The sequence below is a fragment of the Rhodobacter flavimaris genome (assembly GCF_021378075.1).
In the GTDB taxonomy this organism is placed as follows: Bacteria; Pseudomonadota; Alphaproteobacteria; order Rhodobacterales; family Rhodobacteraceae; genus Rhodobacter; species Rhodobacter flavimaris.
Genome location: NZ_JAJUOS010000003.1, coordinates 172,283 through 187,661, shown reverse-complemented (window position 1 = coordinate 187,661; position 15,379 = coordinate 172,283). Strand labels below are relative to the sequence as shown.

At 65.0% G+C, this 15,379-nt stretch carries 17 protein-coding genes; 11 read left to right on the top strand and 6 right to left on the bottom strand.

What is annotated here, in order from left to right:
• Positions 1–27: 27 nt before the first annotated feature.
• The 4 genes from LZA78_RS05635 to LZA78_RS05620 all read right to left on the bottom strand — a co-directional run bounded on the left by LZA78_RS05635 (position 28) and on the right by LZA78_RS05620 (position 3,185).
• Positions 28–1,002, bottom strand: coding sequence for a beta-ketoacyl-ACP synthase III (locus LZA78_RS05635; RefSeq protein ID WP_233675957.1), 975 nt, complete (start codon positions 1,000–1,002; stop codon positions 28–30).
• A complete protein-coding gene (gene plsX / locus LZA78_RS05630) occupies positions 999–2,117 on the bottom strand; it encodes a phosphate acyltransferase PlsX (protein ID WP_233676114.1) in 1,119 nt (372 codons plus the stop codon). The genes LZA78_RS05635 and plsX overlap by 4 nt, the downstream gene beginning before the upstream one ends.
• Positions 2,118–2,200: 83 nt before the next feature.
• Positions 2,201–2,407 (bottom strand): 50S ribosomal protein L32, encoded by a 207-nt coding sequence (gene rpmF / locus LZA78_RS05625; RefSeq protein WP_218629682.1) that lies wholly within the window; start codon positions 2,405–2,407, stop codon positions 2,201–2,203.
• Between the two features lie 193 nt (positions 2,408–2,600).
• Positions 2,601–3,185, bottom strand: coding sequence for a YceD family protein (locus LZA78_RS05620; RefSeq protein ID WP_233675956.1), 585 nt, complete (start codon positions 3,183–3,185; stop codon positions 2,601–2,603).
• 124 nt (positions 3,186–3,309) lie between these two features.
• On the opposite strand from LZA78_RS05620, the gene LZA78_RS05615 reads away from it, so the two are divergent.
• From LZA78_RS05615 to LZA78_RS05600, 4 genes are all read left to right on the top strand, one after another.
• On the top strand, positions 3,310–3,774 hold the full coding sequence (locus LZA78_RS05615; protein WP_233675955.1) for an outer membrane protein assembly factor BamE: 465 nt from the start codon (positions 3,310–3,312) through the stop codon (positions 3,772–3,774).
• A 102-nt stretch (positions 3,775–3,876) separates the two neighbouring features.
• Positions 3,877–4,641, top strand: a complete 765-nt coding sequence (locus LZA78_RS05610) for a GNAT family N-acetyltransferase (RefSeq protein ID WP_233675954.1) — start codon at positions 3,877–3,879, stop codon at positions 4,639–4,641.
• Positions 4,642–4,691: 50 nt separating this feature from the next.
• Positions 4,692–6,512, top strand: coding sequence for an ABC-F family ATP-binding cassette domain-containing protein (locus tag LZA78_RS05605; protein ID WP_233675953.1), 1,821 nt, complete (start codon positions 4,692–4,694; stop codon positions 6,510–6,512).
• 104 nt (positions 6,513–6,616) lie between these two features.
• Positions 6,617–7,726, top strand: a complete 1,110-nt coding sequence (locus LZA78_RS05600) for a CaiB/BaiF CoA transferase family protein (protein WP_233675952.1) — start codon at positions 6,617–6,619, stop codon at positions 7,724–7,726.
• Here the strand turns inward: LZA78_RS05600 and LZA78_RS05595 are convergent.
• The gene (locus tag LZA78_RS05595) at positions 7,723–7,977 is read right to left on the bottom strand and encodes a YjhX family toxin (protein WP_233675951.1); all 255 of its coding nucleotides are present in this window, start codon (positions 7,975–7,977) and stop codon (positions 7,723–7,725) included. The two genes, LZA78_RS05600 and LZA78_RS05595, sit on opposite strands and share 4 nt — an antisense overlap.
• Positions 7,978–8,335: 358 nt before the next feature.
• Between LZA78_RS05595 and rplU the strand changes: the two genes are divergently transcribed.
• The 6 genes from rplU (at position 8,336) to proB (ending at position 12,466) form a co-directional block, all read left to right on the top strand.
• Positions 8,336–8,722, top strand: a complete 387-nt coding sequence (rplU, locus tag LZA78_RS05590; RefSeq protein ID WP_233675950.1) for a 50S ribosomal protein L21 — start codon at positions 8,336–8,338, stop codon at positions 8,720–8,722.
• A gap of 15 nt (positions 8,723–8,737) precedes the next feature.
• Entirely contained in the window at positions 8,738–9,007 is a 270-nt protein-coding gene (gene rpmA / locus LZA78_RS05585) for a 50S ribosomal protein L27 (RefSeq protein WP_233675949.1), read from the top strand.
• Between the two features lie 202 nt (positions 9,008–9,209).
• Positions 9,210–9,749: a GNAT family N-acetyltransferase gene (locus tag LZA78_RS05580; RefSeq protein ID WP_233675948.1), complete on the top strand. Its 540-nt coding sequence runs from the start codon at positions 9,210–9,212 to the stop codon at positions 9,747–9,749.
• A 2-nt stretch (positions 9,750–9,751) separates the two neighbouring features.
• Entirely contained in the window at positions 9,752–10,288 is a 537-nt protein-coding gene (locus LZA78_RS05575) for a GNAT family N-acetyltransferase (protein ID WP_233675947.1), read from the top strand.
• Positions 10,289–10,337: 49 nt separating this feature from the next.
• Positions 10,338–11,363 (top strand): GTPase ObgE, encoded by a 1,026-nt coding sequence (obgE, locus tag LZA78_RS05570; RefSeq protein WP_233675946.1) that lies wholly within the window; start codon positions 10,338–10,340, stop codon positions 11,361–11,363.
• Complete coding sequence (proB, locus tag LZA78_RS05565) at positions 11,351–12,466, top strand: glutamate 5-kinase (protein WP_233675945.1); 1,116 nt, start codon at positions 11,351–11,353, stop codon at positions 12,464–12,466. The genes obgE and proB overlap by 13 nt, the downstream gene beginning before the upstream one ends.
• Before the next feature lie 25 nt (positions 12,467–12,491).
• On the opposite strand, the gene LZA78_RS05560 is transcribed toward proB, so the two are convergent.
• A complete protein-coding gene (locus LZA78_RS05560; protein WP_233675944.1) occupies positions 12,492–13,865 on the bottom strand; it encodes a M20/M25/M40 family metallo-hydrolase in 1,374 nt (457 codons plus the stop codon).
• A 217-nt stretch (positions 13,866–14,082) separates the two neighbouring features.
• Here LZA78_RS05560 and hemA point away from each other — a divergent pair, with 217 nt between their 5' ends.
• Complete coding sequence (hemA, locus tag LZA78_RS05555) at positions 14,083–15,312, top strand: 5-aminolevulinate synthase (protein WP_233675943.1); 1,230 nt, start codon at positions 14,083–14,085, stop codon at positions 15,310–15,312.
• The last annotated feature ends 67 nt before the right edge of the window (positions 15,313–15,379 follow it).

Here is a 15,379-nt window from a genome sequence, read left to right as displayed (position 1 = left end):
TTCAAGCGTGTGGAAAGCCGGTTCTGCTTACCAGCGCAGCACGACCGCGCCCCAGGCCAGCCCGCCGCCGATTGCCTCGGTCACGACGATATCGCCGGTCTTGATCTGGCCGCGTTGCTTGCCGACCGAAAGCGCGAGGGGAATCGAGGCGGCCGAGGTGTTGCCATGGTCCTGAACGGTGACGACGACGCGCTCCATCGGCACCTGCATACGTTCGGCCGTGGCCGAGATGATGCGCAGATTGGCCTGATGCGGCACGATCCAGTTCACGTCCTCGCCGGACATGCCGATCTTGCCAAGCGCGGTATGCGCGGTTTCCGCCAGCTTCTGGACGGCATGTTTGAAGACGGCATTGCCCTGCATTCGCAGATGCCCGGCCTTGCCATTCGACGACACGCCGCCATCGACGAACAGCAGCTCGCGGTACCGGCCATCCGAATGCAGATCGGTCGACAGAACACCGCGGTCCTCATTGGTGCCCGAGCCGTTTGCGGCCTCGAGAATCAGCGCACCGGCGCCGTCGCCGAAAAGCACGCAGGTGCCGCGGTCTTCCCAGTCCATGATGCGCGAGAAAGTCTCGGCGCCGATCACCAGAACACGCTCGGCCTGGCCCGAGACGATGAGGCCATTGGCATTGGTCAAGGCGAACACGAAGCCCGCGCAGACCGCCTGGATGTCATAGGCAAAACCGCTGGTCGTGCCGAGGCCCGCCTGGACCATCGTGGCGACCGAGGGGAAGGTGAGGTCGGGCGTCGAGGTGGCCACGACGATCGCGTCGATCTGGTCGGCGGCCATGCCCGCGTCGATCAGCGCGGCCTGCGCGGCCTTGATAGCCAGCTGCGAGGTCGTCTCGCCTTCAGCGGCGAAGTGGCGGCGCTCGATTCCCGTGCGGGCGCGGATCCAGTCGTCGGTCGTGTCGAGCGTGGCCTCGAACTCGGCATTCTCGACGACGCGCTCAGGCAGGTAATGCCCAACGCCCCGGACCACGGCTCTGATTTTCATGATACTTTCTCGCTGGTTTCCTCGCCTTGGGGCGCATCCTGCCCCGAGACTGACGCCGAGGCAACCCGTGCCGCAAGTTTCGCGCTGAAGCCCGAGCGGGCAAGGCGTGCGGCCAGCTCGATTGCCGCGGCGACGCCGGTCGCGTCGGCCGAGCCATGCGACTTGACCACGGTGCCGTTGAGCCCCAGGAAAACGCCGCCATTTGCGCGCCGAGGGTCCACGCGAGCCTTCATCCGCTTGAGCGGACCCATGGCAAGCAGCGCCCCCAGCTTGGCCAGCGGCGAGGCGGTCAGCGCTTCGCGCAGCAGTTCGGATACCAGTTTGGCGGTGCCTTCGCCGGTCTTGAGCGCGATATTGCCGGTGAAGCCATCGGTCACGATCACGTCAACGCGGTTCGAGGGCAGGTCGTTGCCCTCAACAAAGCCGATGAATTCGAACTGACCGGCGTCCTGCGCCTTGGTCATCATGTCGTAGGCTGCCTTGAGTTCGGCGTGGCCCTTATGCTCTTCGGTGCCCACGTTGAGCAGGCCGACGCGCGGGCGGGTCAGGCCAAGCGCATTACGCGCGTAGGAAGTGCCCATCAGGCCATAGGTCAACAGGTCGGCGGCCTCGGCCTTCACGTCGGCGCCCATGTCGAGCATGACGTTCCAGCCCGTGGGGTTGCGCGAGGGCCAGAAGGAGGCGATGGCAGGGCGGTTGACGCCCGGCAGCTTGCGCAGGCGGATCATCGACACGGCCATGAGCGCGCCGGTGTTGCCGCAGGACACGGCCACCTCGGCCTCCTTGGCGCGCACCGACTCGATGGCGGACCACATCGAGGTGCCCTTGCCGTTGCGCATCACCGCAGAGGGTTTGTCATGCATCGTCACCACGCCTTCGGCATGGTGGATATCGCACCGCTCGGTCAGGCCGCGCGCGGCCAGAAGCGGGGCGAGAATACCCTCGGGTCCGTGCAGGATGAACCGCAGGCTTGGCGATTCCTTTGCGGCAAGTGCCAGACCATCGACGATGGCCTCAGGGCCGCGGTCGCCGCCCATCGCGTCGATGGAAATGACGATGGCGCCGGAATCACCCGGCGCCTTGGCCACGTCGTGGCCCTGTTCAATATTGCTCATGTCGGATCGGCCCTGATCCTGCCCCGTGGTCTTCGGAATGTCCTGCACAGCGGGCATGATGTCGGGCTAGCGACGGCGCGGGCTTACGCCGCGTCGTCGTCCAGATCGACCTCGGCAGCCTGAGCCACCACTTCGCGGTCGTCATAGTGACCGCAAGCGCCGCAAACGTGGTGCGGGCGCTTCAGCTCGCCGCAGTTCGGGCATTCTGCCGGGTTCCCGGCAACAAGGGCGTCATGCGCACGGCGCATGTTACGACGGGAGCGCGTGACTCGGTTCTGAGGGACAGCCATGTCTCAACCTCGGGTGTTCGGGGGCGTTACAGCCCTGATTTTCCTGGAGTTTCGTCACTGGCGCCGGGTGGCGAACCGGGTGCGAACCCAAACTTTGAATGAGGCCGGGAACATACTGCGATTCTGATCCGGCGCAAGTCCTTTTTCCGCCTTTTTTTTCCGCCCTCCAAACCGGGCTGCTTCCGGCGGGAAATCAGTCGTTTTCACCCGGGCCATTGCCCTTGCCGGCCAGCAGATCGCGCAGGTTGGCGAAAGGACGGGTGGCTTCCTCGGTCAGCTCCTGCGCGCCCTCGGGCGCGGCGCTCAGGCGGGCGTCGGCCTCCAGATCCGTTGCGCGGGGATACAGCGGCAGGGCCAGTTCCAGCGCCTCGAGCGCGACGGCGGCAAGGTCGATCTCGGCACGCAGCGGCTCGAGCGAGTCGTCCTCGGGCATCTCGATCTCGTCGCCGGTGGGCTCGGGCAGATCGGCAAGGTAGTGGCGGGTGACTTCCTCGGCCAGGTCGGTCGTCACCGGCGCCAGTGTGACCGCGCAGGGCTGCACGACGCGGGCCGAGAAGGCGGCCTCCAGCTGCCAGTCGCTGCGGCCCTTGGCGGTCAGCGTGCCCTTGAGGCGCAGCGATTTCACCGCCGAGATGCCCGCCCACTGCGCAATCGCTGCGCAGGTGGTCGCGTCGGGGCTGATGTCGAAGCGGTTGGGTTTGCGCCCCGCCAGGTCGGCGACGCGCCGCGGCTCGTTCCAGGGCAGGGGGGTGTTGGGGTCGAAGGCGGCGTCACTCATGGATGATATCCTTTGCTTTTCCCGCGCAAGGGCGCAGCTTGGCTCGCAACGCGCTTGAGGGCCGTGCCAGCATGTTGTAAGCGGGATAAAAGGCCAAAGGCTATGAGGCAAGAGGGGGTTTCAGGTGGGACGCGAAACGGTCACGCGGCGCGGGGCGCTTGCACTGGCACTCGGCGCGGCGCTTCTGGCGGCGGGGTGCTCGCCTGTCTATCGCAACCACGGCTACATCCCGCTGGAAGAGGATCTGGCGAAGATCGAGGTTGGCAAATCGACCCGCGATGATGTCGCTGCGGCGGTTGGGCGTCCGTCTTCGGCCGGTCTGCTTGAGGGTTCGGGGTGGTATTACGTGGGCTCTCGCTGGAAGCATTACGGCGCCTTCCCGCCCCAGGAACTGGATCGTCAGGTCGTCGCGATCTCCTTCACCGATGCGGGTATCGTCGAGAATGTTGAGCGCTTCGGGCTTGAGCGTGGCGAGGTCGTCGTGCTGTCGCGGCGTGTGACCGAAACCTCGATCAAGGGCATCGGCCTGATCCAGCAGCTCATGGGCTCGTTCGGCCGCATTTCGGCCAACCAGGTACTCGACCGCTGATTTCTTCCCGGAGGGGATGCCGCGTTGCGGCATCTTTCGTCTTGCGCCGCGTTTGCCTTCGGGTAGGCTTCGGGCAGGCTCGACACCCGTCCGGGGGGAAGGATGCAGGCGCTCAGCAAGGGTCGGTACACCGTTCGTCTGGCAAGCACGCCGCAAGATGTGCGCGCCGCGCAGGCGCTGCGCTGGAATGGGTTTCTGAGCCGTCAGCATGGCGCCGGTGGGACGCATCAGGATGCGCAGCTTGACGCTGATGCGTTCGACGCGAACTGCCAGCATGTGCTAGTCGAGGATGCGCAGGCGGGCAGGCTTGTATGCTGCTTCCGCCTTTTGCCGCTGCGCGATGGCTCCGAGATCGGTCGCAGCTACTCGGCGCAATATTACGACCTCTCGGCGCTGAAGGGCTTCGACCTGCCAATGGTCGAGATGGGGCGCTTCTGCATCGACCCCGAGTGTCAGGACCCCGACATCCTGCGTCTCGCCTGGGGGGCGGTGACGCGCTTTGTCGATGAGGCCGGGGTGGGGATGCTGTTTGGCTGTTCGTCCTTCACCGGCACCGACTGGGCGCACTACAGCGATTCCCTCGCGCTGCTGGCCGCGCGCCACCTTGCGCCCGCCGCATGGGCGCCGCGCGAAGCCGCGCCCTCGGTCATCCGCTATGCCGAGCGTCTGGCTACGCATACCGCCGACGCCAAGATCGCCCAACAGCGGATGCCGCCGCTTCTGCGCACCTATCTGCTGATGGGGGGCTGGGTCAGCGATCACGCCGTGGTCGATCCCCAGCTCGATACGCTCCATGTCTTCACCGGGCTTGAGATCGCCGCGATCCCGCCCGCCCGTGCGCGCGCCCTGCGGCTGGTCGCGGGCTGAGGCCGCAGCTAGCCGTTGACGTTTTCCTTACGCCCGAGTAGCCGGAGCGCATGGCACGCGCACCCCTTCTTCAGCTCTCCGGTATCTCGCTGACCTTCGGCGGCAATCCCGTTTTCGACGGCCTCGACCTAGTCGTGCAACCTGGTGACCGGGTGGCCCTGGTCGGCCGCAACGGTTCGGGCAAATCCACGCTGATGAAGGTGATGGCCGGTCTGGTCGAACCCGATCAGGGCGAGCGGATCGTGCCCGTCGGCGTGCGCGTGGGCTATATGGAGCAGGAACCCGACCTGTCGGGCTTCGCAACCCTTGGCGACTTCGCCGCCTCGGCGCTGGATGCCGCAGAACGCTACAAGGTCGAGATGGTGGCCGAGGGGCTGAAATTCCGTCCCGATACGCCGGTCGAGACCGCCTCGGGCGGCGAGCGGCGCCGCGCTGCGCTGGCCAAGCTGCTGGCCGAGGCGCCGGAGCTGATGCTGCTCGACGAGCCGACGAACCATCTCGACATCCAGGCCATCGGCTGGCTTGAGGAACAGCTGCGCGACACCCGCACCGCCTTCGTCCTGATTTCGCACGACCGCGCCTTCCTGCGCGCGCTGACCCGCGCGACGCTCTGGATCGACCGCGGGCAGGTGCGCCGGCAGGAACGCGGCTTCGAGGCGTTCGAGGAATGGCGTGAGCAGGTCTGGGCCGAGGAGGACGAGGCCCGCCACAAGCTCGACCGCAAGATCAAAGCCGAGGCGAAATGGGCGGTCGAGGGTATCTCGGCCCGGCGCAAGCGCAACATGGGGCGCGTGCGCGCGCTGCAAGCCCTGCGTGAGGAGCGCGCCAGCCAGATCCGTCGTCAGGGCACCGCCGCGATGGAGCTTGAGGCGGGCACCCAATCGGGCAAGCGCGTGATCGAGGCGCGCGGCCTGTCCAAGCGCTACGACGAGAAACAGATCGTCAAGAACTTCGACCTGCGCGTGTTGCGCGGCGATCGTGTCGCCTTCGTCGGCCCGAACGGTGTGGGCAAGACGACGCTGCTGAAAATGCTGACCGGAGAGGTCGCGCCGGATGAAGGCACGATCACACTGGGCACCAATCTCGAAATCGCGGTCTTCGATCAGGCCCGTGCCACCCTCGATTTCAGCATGTCGCTTTGGGACGGGATGGTGAACGACCCCGACATGCGCGTCTCGGGGCGCTCGGATCAGGTGATGGTGCGCGGCACGCCCAAGCATGTCGTGGCCTATCTCAAAGACTTCCTCTTTGACGAACAGCAGGCCCGCGCGCCCATCGGCTCGCTCTCGGGCGGCGAACGCGCGCGTCTCTTGCTCGCACGGATCATGGCCAAGCCCTCGAACCTTCTGATCCTGGACGAACCGACCAACGATCTCGACGTCGAAACGCTCGACCTGTTGCAGGACATCCTGGGCGAATACGACGGAACCGTGCTTTTGGTCAGCCACGATCGTGACTTCATCGACCGCGTCGCCACCACCACCATCGCGATGGAAGGCGACGGCCGCGCCACGGTCTATGCGGGTGGCTGGAGCGATTATCAGACGCAAAAATCCCTGAGCGCCCCGGAGAAAACCGCCGAAAAGCCTGCGCCGAAAAAGGCCGATGCCCCTGCCTCGACCGCCAAAGAGGCACCGAAGAAATCCGGCCTCAGTTTCACAGAAAAGCACCGCCTCGAAGCCCTGCCGGGGATCATCGAGAAACTCGAGTTCGAAATCGGCAAGCTCTCGGAACTGCTCGGTGACCCCGATCTCTTCACGCGCGAGCCGGTCAAGTTCCGCAAGGCCACCGACATGCTCACCGAACGCCAGGCCACCCTCAGCGCCGCCGAAGAGGAATGGCTGACGCTCGAAGAAAAGGCGCAAGGCTGATCTGACGCAGCGTCACTTAGGCCAAGGCTTCCCCTCTTCAATGTGGTGAAAATATCCTGCGGGGGTCCGGGGGTGCAAAACCTCCGGCCTAACGGGAGAATTTCATGCAGCACGCAGCGCAGGGGCCCCTGACGGGTCTTCGCATCGTCGAGATTTCCGGTCTCGGCCCCACGCCCTTCACCGCGCAACTCTTTGCCGACATGGGCGCCGAGGTAATCCGCATCGCGCGCCCCAATTCTGCTGGCGCTGAAAACCATGTGCTTGGTATGGAGAACGATCCCCTCGATCGCGGTCGTGATGTGCTCGAACTCGATCTTAAGAACCCCGGACATCACGCTATCGCGCGCCGCCTGATCCTGCGCGCCGATGCGCTGATCGAAGGGATGCGCCCCGGCGCGATGGAGCGTCTGGGCCTTGGCCCCGAGGATTTTCCTGAAAATCCGGCCCTTGTTTACGGTCGCATGACCGGCTGGGGGCAAAACGGCCCGCTCGCCCACACAGCGGGGCATGACATCAACTATGTCGCACTCTCGGGTGCGCTTGGCGCCATTGGCACGCCCGAAACGCCGGTTGTGCCGCTCAACCTTGTCGGCGATTTCGGCGGCGGCACGCTGTATCTCGCGTTCGGGATGATGGCAGCGCTCTGGCATGCCCGGACCACGGGGCAGGGCCAGGTCGTTGATGCGGCGATCACCGACGGGGTGGCCAGCCTTCTGGGCATGATCCACGGCATGGCCGGGAACGGCCTCTGGTCGGATCGTCGCGGCGAGAGCATGCTCGACGGCGCGATCCCCTGGTATGGTGTCTATGCCTGCGCCGACGGGCAGCACCTCGCCATCGGCCCGCTGGAGCCGAAATTCTGGGCCGAGTTCCAGCGCCTCGCCGGTTTTGCCGAGGGTGAGCTGCCCGACCGCGCCCGCCGCGACCTCTGGCCGGAACTGCGCCGCGCCCTGACCGAGCGCATCGCCAGCAAGACCCGCGATGAATGGGCCGTGATCTTCGAGGGAAGCGACGCCTGCGCAACCCCGGTGCTGACCCTTTCCGAGGCTACCCGTCATCCGCATAACGTCGCCCGCAGGGCCTATCTTGAACACGAGGGCATGGTCCAACCCGCACCCGCGCCCAAGCTGTCGCTGACCCCGGGGGCGATCGGTCCGGGCTCGTCCCGGAACCGTATCCCCCCCGAGGAGGCGCTCAGCCGCTGGCAGGCCTAGCGGTTGTCGGGCTGCGCGCGCACCGACAGGCGCCCGCGCAGCGAGATCCGGTAGGGCCAGCCGTTCTGGCTTTCGATCAGCCGCCGCTTGCGCAGCCGCGCGAACAGATCGAGCGTGCAATCGCTCAGGATCAGCCCGTCGCGTGTCACGCAGAGCACTTCGGTGACCTTGCCGGCCTCGCGCATGTGTCGGATCTGCCCGCCCTGCGCCAGCGCGTGAAGCACGCGCTGTTCGCGTTTCGAGATATTCATGATGTCCTCGAGTGGAAAGCATGGCACAAGACACCCGACCGCATCGGCGGCGGGGTGGATGTGTCCGGGGTCATCCCGGCTCACAGCGTGCGCACAATCTCCAGCATCAAGGCTCCGTCATTGGCCGGGGTGTTCCCGGCTTGCGGCCAAGATAGGAGCGGATTTCCCGTGATACAAGGCCGAGGCCCTTGACAGGCGGGGGGTGGATCACACATAAGCCCCCAACCCGGCGGGAGGAGTCTCTTTCCGCCGGGAATCGTTTTGTAACAACGCTCCTGACAGAGCGCGCAGTCCGAGGCGGGGAAACCCGGCAAACCGAAAGGTGCCACAGGGCGCGGTTGACACAAAGGAATGGCCCATGTTTGCGGTCCTCAAGACTGGCGGCAAGCAATACAAGGTTCAGGCGGGCGACGTGCTCCGCGTGGAACTGATTGCCGCGACGGCTGGCGATAAAGTCCAGTTCAACGAAATCCTGATGGTGGGCGGTGACACGCTGACCGTTGGCGCCCCGCTCGTCGATGGTGCTGCGGTGGTTGCCGAAGTCATCGACAACATCAAGGCCGACAAGGTCATCACCTATCACAAGCGCCGCCGTAAGCATTCGTCGCAGCGCACCCGTGGCCACCGTCAGAAGCTGACGCTGGTTCGCGTGACCGAAGTTCTCGCTTCGGGCGCCGACAAGTCGGGCGTGAAGGAAGCTGTTGGCACCGCTGCTGCGCGTCGCACCGCGCACGAAGCGAAGTAAGAGGAGGCCTGACCTATGGCACACAAGAAAGCTGGCGGTTCTTCCCGCAACGGTCGCGACTCTGCTGGTCGTCGTCTTGGCGTGAAGCTCTACGGTGGCCAGTCGGCCAACCCGGGCAACATCATTGCGCGTCAGCGCGGCACCACCTGGTGGCCGGGTGAAGGCGTGATGATGGGCAAAGACCACACCATCTTCGCCGTTACCGAAGGCAAGGTTACCTTCCGCAAGGGCCTTAAAGGCCGCACCTTCATCTCGGTGCTCCCTGTTGCGGAGGCGGCCGAGTAAGCCGAACTCGACCCGCATAACGACAGGGGGGATCGGCTGGAAGGCCGGTCCCCCTTTCGTTTTCCGGATCTCTGTTCGGGGCGAGTGGAGGCGCGCCGAACGGGGTTTCACTAAAAATTCAGGGGCATGGGCTTAACTTTGTCATCAGCCCGCCCAATTTGAAGAATAGGCCGTAAAGGCCAGCGTTTCGAGGAGGAGCGCCATGTTTCAAGATACGATTTCGACGCAGCCGGTGATCGAGGCCGAGCGGTTCATCCTGCGCCCCCTGCGCAAGTCGGATGCGGGGCTCATCGCGATGTATACCGCCGACAAACGCGTGGCCGAGGGCACGCGCGCGATTCCCCATCCGCTGCCGCCTGGCGCGACCGAAAGCTATATCACCCGCGCGATGTCCGATACGCGCAGCGAGGATGTCTGGGCGCTCGACGGCTCGGCCCAGGGGCTGGCCGAGGTTCTGGGCGTGGTCTCGCTGACCCATCTCGACGACAACCAGTCCGAGGTGGGCTTTTGGGTCGGTCCCGGATTTTGGAACACGGGCTTTGCGTCCGAGGCTGTCGCGGCACTGGTCGAGGCCAATCCGCACAACGCCCGCACGCTTTTTGCCGAGGTGTTTCAGGACAACCCAGGCTCGGCCCGTGTCCTGACCAATGCCGGTTTTGCCTATCTGGGCGACGCCGAAAGCTGGTCGGTGGCGCGCGGCGCCCGTGTGCCGACCTGGACCTATCTGAAAAAGATGGCCTGAACTTGAGCGACCTGCCGATCCGTTCCGCGCGTCTCGTGCTGGATCGGCTGGTCGCCGCCGACGCCGAGGACTTTCGGCGGATCGTCACTATCTCCGAGGTCGGGCGGATGCTCTTCATCTTCCCCACCGATTACACGACCGAGGCCGCCGCCGCCCTGATCGCGCGCGACGCCGATCCGGCGTGCCGCCCTTTGCGGCTGGCGATCCGGCGCCCGGGCGGTGACTGTCTGCTGGGCACGATCGGGCTTGGGGTGGGGGATAAGCCCGACATCTACTATTTCCTCGATCCGGCCGCCGCCGGACAGGGGCTTATGCGCGAGGCGGTCGCGCTTTTCCTGCCCTTCGTGCAGGCGCGGTTCGGCCTGCTGGCGCTTGGTGCGAAGGTCTTTACCGACAATCCCGCCTCGGCCCGCGTGCTTGAGGCGAACGGCTTCCACCGGGTCGGGCATGACGAGGTGCAATCGGCGCAGCGCGACGAATTGCACCCGGTCTGGCTCTATCGCGCCGAATACGCCGATCCCCACGCCCCGCTTGAATAAATCCGGCGGGCGGCGTATGTCGGCGCCTTGCAAGTAAGGACCAAAGCCGATGAAATTCCTCGACCTCGCCAAAGTCTATATCCGCTCGGGTGGCGGCGGTGCCGGGTGCGTCTCGTTCCGGCGCGAAAAGTTCATTGAATTCGGCGGCCCGGATGGCGGCGACGGCGGCAAGGGCGGCTCGGTCTATGCCGAGGCGGTCGAGGGGCTGAACACCCTGATCGACTTCCGCTACCAGCAGCATTTCTTTGCGCAGAGCGGCCAGCACGGCATGGGCAGCCAGCGCACCGGCAAGGATGGCGACGACATCGTGCTGAAAGTGCCGGTGGGCACCGAGATTATCGACGAGGATGAGGAAACCGTGATCGCCGACCTGACCGAGGTCGGGCAGCGTATCCTGTTGGCCAAGGGTGGTAACGGCGGCTGGGGCAACCTGCATTTCAAATCCTCGACCAACCGCTCACCCTCGCGCGCGAATCCGGGGCAGGAGGGCGTCGAGCGGACGCTGTGGCTGCGCCTCAAGCTGATCGCCGACGCGGGCCTGTTGGGGCTGCCGAACGCTGGTAAATCCACCTTCCTTGCGGCCGTGTCGAACGCGCGCCCAAAGATCGCGGATTACCCGTTCACGACGCTGGTGCCGAACCTGGGCGTGGTGGGCATCGACGGGCGCGAGTTTGTCATGGCCGATATTCCGGGCCTGATCGAGGGCGCTTCGGAAGGGCGTGGTCTGGGCGATCAGTTCCTGGGCCATGTCGAGCGTTGCTCGGTGCTGCTGCATCTGGTCGATGGCACCTCGAGCACGATCACCAAGGATTACCGCACCATCATCGGTGAGCTTGAGGCCTATTCGCCCGAGTTGGCCGATAAGCCGCGCGTGACCGTTCTGAATAAGATCGACGCGCTCGACGCCAAGACGTTGTCGAGCCGCAAACGCTCGCTTGAAAAGGCAGTTGGTGGCCCGGTCATGCTGATGTCGGGTGTCGCCAAGAAGGGCGTGAACGAGGTTCTGCGCGCGCTTTGGGCCGAGATTTCCGAGGACCGCCGCAGCGAGGAAGAGGCGCAACCGTGGCGACCCTGAAACCGGATGTGCGGGCCGCACGGCGGCTGGTGATCAAGATCGGCTCGGCCCTGCTGGTGGGCGCCGAGGGGCTCAAGACCGATTGGCTGAAGGCGCTGGCCGAGGATGTGGCCGAGGCCCGCGCGCGTGGCTGTCATGTGGTTCTGGTGTCCTCGGGCTCGATCGCGCTTGGCCGCCGGGTTCTGGGCCTGCCGCTTGGTGCGCTGCCGCTGGAGCAAAGCCAGGCAGCGGCGGCCGTTGGCCAGATCCGCTTGGCGCGCGCCTATGAAGAGGTGCTGGCGCCCCATGGTGTGACCACCGCGCAGGTGCTGGTGACGCTGGAAGATACCGACGACCGGCGCCGCTACCTGAACTCGCGCGCGACGATGGAGACGCTTTTGTCGATGGGCGTCGTGCCGATCGTGAACGAAAATGACACCGTCGCCACCGATGAGATCCGCTTTGGCGACAACGACCGTCTGGCGGCGCAGATCGCGGTCACGGTGGGCGCCGATCAGCTGGTTCTGCTGTCGGATGTGGACGGGTTCTACTCGGCCAACCCCAAGGAAGACCCGACCGCGATCCGGTTCGAGCTGGTCGAAAAGATCACGCCCGAGATCGAGGCGATGGCGGGCGATCCGATCTCGGGCCTCTCGAAAGGCGGGATGAAGACCAAGCTCTTGGCGGCAAAGACCGCCGTGGCAGGTGGCTGCGCCATGGCGATCATGGAGGGCTCGACCCCGCGCCCGCTGAGCGCGCTGGCCGAGGGGGCGAATTGCACCTGGTTCCTGCCCGAGGGCGATCCGCAAGTGGCCCGCAAACGCTGGATCGCGGCCATGAAGCCGCGCGGCGAGATTTTCGTGGATGCGGGCGCGGTGAACGCGCTCATGTCGGGCAAGTCGCTTCTGCCCGCCGGGGTGACCAAGGTCATAGGCCGGTTTGGTCGGGGCGAGCCGGTGGTGATTGCCGGCCCAGATCGCGCGGTTCTGGCCAAGGGGCTGGTGCGCTATACCTCGGACGAGGCGCGGCTGATCGCGGGGCACCGTTCGGCCGATATCGCCGAACTGCTCGGCTATCCGGGCCGGGCGGCGCTGGTGCACCGCGACGATATGGCGATGGGATAGGAAAGGGGGCCGCTGGCCCCCTTTTTCATTTCGCGATCCGGTCGAGCACGCGCACCCAGCTTCGAATGCCCTTGTGGAAGCTTTTCACGTCATATTTCTCGTTCGGGCTGTGGATCTGGTCATCGTCGCAGGCAAAGCCGATCAGCATCGCGTCCATATTCAGGATCGTCTTGAAATAGCCCGCAATCGGGATCGAGCCGCCGCAGCCAGTATAAACGGCGGGCACGCCCCATTCGTCCGACAGCGCGGCGCGCGCGGCCTCGAAGGCCGGGTCGGTGATTTCCATCACGCTGGCGGGGCTGCCGATCGGATCGTTCCACTCCAGTGAACAGTCGGCGGGCAGTTGCGCCTCGATCCAGGCTTTGAAGGCGGGCAAGATCTTGCTTGGGTCTTGCCGCGAGACAAGGCGGAAGCTGACCTTGGCGCTGGCCTCGGCGGGCAGCACGGTCTTGAAGCCCGCGCCGGTATAGCCGCCCCAGATCCCGTTGATCTCGGCGGTCGGGCGCGACCAGAGTTGTTCGAGCGGCGTGCGGTTAACCTCACCCGCAGGGATCGAGAGGCCGACATCGCCCAGGAACTTGCCCGCATCGAAGGTCAGTGATTGCCATTGCGCGCGCACCGACTCGGGCAGCTCATCGACATCGTCGTAGAAGCCCGGGACTGTGACGCGGCCCTGATCGTCGTGCAGACCGCCCAAGATCCGCGTGAGCACCCGGATCGGGTTGATCGCCGCGCCGCCATACATGCCCGAGTGCAGGTCTTTTGTCGCCGCCTTGATCGTGAATTCCACCTTGGCGAGGCCTCGCAGCATCATCTCGATGGCGGGCTGGCTGTCGGCAAAAAGCCCGGTGTCGCAGATCAGCGCGAGGTCGGCGGAAAGCTCCTGACGGTTGGATTCCATGAAGGGAATGAGAGAGGGCGAGCCTGATTCCTCTTCGCCCTCAAGGAAGATCGTGAGGTTGCCGGGCAGCGTGCCGTGGATTTCTTTACAGGCGCGGCAGGCCTCGATGAAGGTCATCAACTGCCCCTTGTCGTCCGAGGCGCCGCGCGCGCGGATCACCGCGCCCTTGGCGGTTTCCTCGATTGCCGGGTCGAAAGGATCGCGGTCCCACAGCGACAGCGGATCGACCGGCTGCACGTCATAATGGCCGTAGAACAGGATATGGGGGCCGGGTGCCTCATGCCGCGCCACGACCATCGGATGGCCGGGGGTGGGGCGCACAGATGCGGTGAAACCAAGTGATTCCAGTTCCTTGACCAGCCAGTCGGCGGCGGCGGCGCAATCGGGTTTGAAGGCCGGGTCGGTCGAGATCGAGGGAATGCGAAGCAGATCCACGAGGCGGTCGAGCGCCTGCGGCAGGGTCTCATCGACGCGGTTCAGAACGGCTTGCAGGGTCATGCGGATCTCCTTTTCTGCGCGAAACCTAGCAGCCCGGCTCGCACTGTCCAGCCGGTCGCGGGGCATGTCAGAAATGCGCAATACATTCCAAAGTATGAATTGATTTATTGGCGCGACATTTTTACGCTCCCATTTGACGCATTTGACCTTTATCAATGCCCGGCGCGAATGGGGCCTTTATGGCTCTCCCCAGCGAACTTAGGCGAGGGAAACGGAAATGGACTACAATCACGCTCTCGACGCAGCGATCCAACGTCTTCACGACGAGGGGCGCTATCGGACCTTCATCGACATCGAGCGTGAGAAGGGCGCCTTCCCGAAAGCGGTCTGGAATCGCCCTGACGGCGACAAGCAGGACATCACCGTTTGGTGCGGCAACGACTATCTGGGCATGGGCCAGAACCCGGTCGTGCTGGCGGCCATGCATGAGGCGCTTGACGCGGTTGGCGCGGGCTCTGGCGGGACGCGAAACATTTCCGGCACCACCGCCTATCACAAGCGGCTTGAGGCCGAACTGGCCGATCTGCACGCCAAGGAGGCGGCGCTGGTCTTCAGCTCGGCCTATATCGCGAACGACGCGACGCTGAGCACGCTCCCCAAGCTGTTCCCGGGGCTAGTGATTTTCTCGGACGAGTTGAACCACGCCTCGATGATCGAGGGGATCAAGCGCAACGGCGGCGCCAAGCGGATCTTCCGCCACAATGACGTTGCTCACCTGCGCGAGTTGCTTGCCGCCGAGGATCCCTCGGTTCCCAAGCTTATCGCCTTCGAGTCGGTCTATTCGATGGACGGCGACTTCGGCCCGATTTCCGAGATCTGCGACCTGGCCGAGGAATTCGGCGCGCTGACCTATCTCGATGAGGTCCACGCGGTCGGCATGTATGGCCCGCGCGGCGCCGGTATCGCCGAGAAGATCGGCGAGATGCACCGCATCGACATTTTCAACGGCACGCTCGGCAAGGCTTTCGGCGTGTTCGGCGGCTATATCGCGGCCTCGGCCAAGATGGTGGACGCGATCCGCTCCTATGCGCCGGGCTTCATCTTCACCACCTCGCTGCCGCCGGCGATTGCCGCGGGCGCGGCCGCCTCGATCGCCTTCTTGAAGACCGCCGATGGCCAGAAACTGCGCGATGCGCAGCAGCTGCACGCCAAGGTTCTCAAGATGCGCCTCAAGGCGCTTGGCATGCCGATCATCGACCACGGCTCGCATATCGTTCCGGTGGTGATCGGCAATCCGGTGCACACCAAGGCGCTGTCGGACATGTTGCTGGCGGAATTTGGCGTCTATGTGCAGCCGATCAACTTCCCGACCGTCCCGCGCGGGACCGAGCGGCTGCGCTTCACGCCCTCGCCGGTGCACGATCTGAAGCAGATTGACCATCTTGTGCGCGCCATGGACGCGCTGTGGTCGCGCTGTGCGCTGAATCGTGCCGAAGCGTCGGCGTAAGTCGCTTCGCGGATGCACAGCTCTCCTGCTTGTGATAAACACGGACTAAGGGTTAGGCATCACATAA

Excerpts from the sequence above, each read along its gene's own strand:
- LZA78_RS05580 (WP_233675948.1), top strand. The coding sequence starts at position 9,210 with ATGTTTCAAGATACGATTTCGACGCAGCCGGTGATCGAGGCCGAGCGG.
- obgE (WP_233675946.1), top strand. The coding sequence starts at position 10,338 with ATGAAATTCCTCGACCTCGCCAAAGTCTATATCCGCTCGGGTGGCGGC.
- LZA78_RS05620 (WP_233675956.1), bottom strand. The coding sequence starts at position 3,185 with ATGAGTGACGCCGCCTTCGACCCCAACACCCCCCTGCCCTGGAACGAG.
- plsX (WP_233676114.1), bottom strand. The coding sequence starts at position 2,117 with ATGAGCAATATTGAACAGGGCCACGACGTGGCCAAGGCGCCGGGTGAT.
- LZA78_RS05635 (WP_233675957.1), bottom strand. The coding sequence starts at position 1,002 with ATGAAAATCAGAGCCGTGGTCCGGGGCGTTGGGCATTACCTGCCTGAG.
- rplU (WP_233675950.1), top strand. The coding sequence starts at position 8,336 with ATGTTTGCGGTCCTCAAGACTGGCGGCAAGCAATACAAGGTTCAGGCG.
- hemA (WP_233675943.1), top strand. The coding sequence starts at position 14,083 with ATGGACTACAATCACGCTCTCGACGCAGCGATCCAACGTCTTCACGAC.
- LZA78_RS05600 (WP_233675952.1), top strand. The coding sequence starts at position 6,617 with ATGCAGCACGCAGCGCAGGGGCCCCTGACGGGTCTTCGCATCGTCGAG.
- LZA78_RS05610 (WP_233675954.1), top strand. The coding sequence starts at position 3,877 with ATGCAGGCGCTCAGCAAGGGTCGGTACACCGTTCGTCTGGCAAGCACG.
- LZA78_RS05605 (WP_233675953.1), top strand. The coding sequence starts at position 4,692 with ATGGCACGCGCACCCCTTCTTCAGCTCTCCGGTATCTCGCTGACCTTC.
- rpmA (WP_233675949.1), top strand. The coding sequence starts at position 8,738 with ATGGCACACAAGAAAGCTGGCGGTTCTTCCCGCAACGGTCGCGACTCT.
- LZA78_RS05595 (WP_233675951.1), bottom strand. The coding sequence starts at position 7,977 with ATGAATATCTCGAAACGCGAACAGCGCGTGCTTCACGCGCTGGCGCAG.
- rpmF (WP_218629682.1), bottom strand. The coding sequence starts at position 2,407 with ATGGCTGTCCCTCAGAACCGAGTCACGCGCTCCCGTCGTAACATGCGC.
- LZA78_RS05560 (WP_233675944.1), bottom strand. The coding sequence starts at position 13,865 with ATGACCCTGCAAGCCGTTCTGAACCGCGTCGATGAGACCCTGCCGCAG.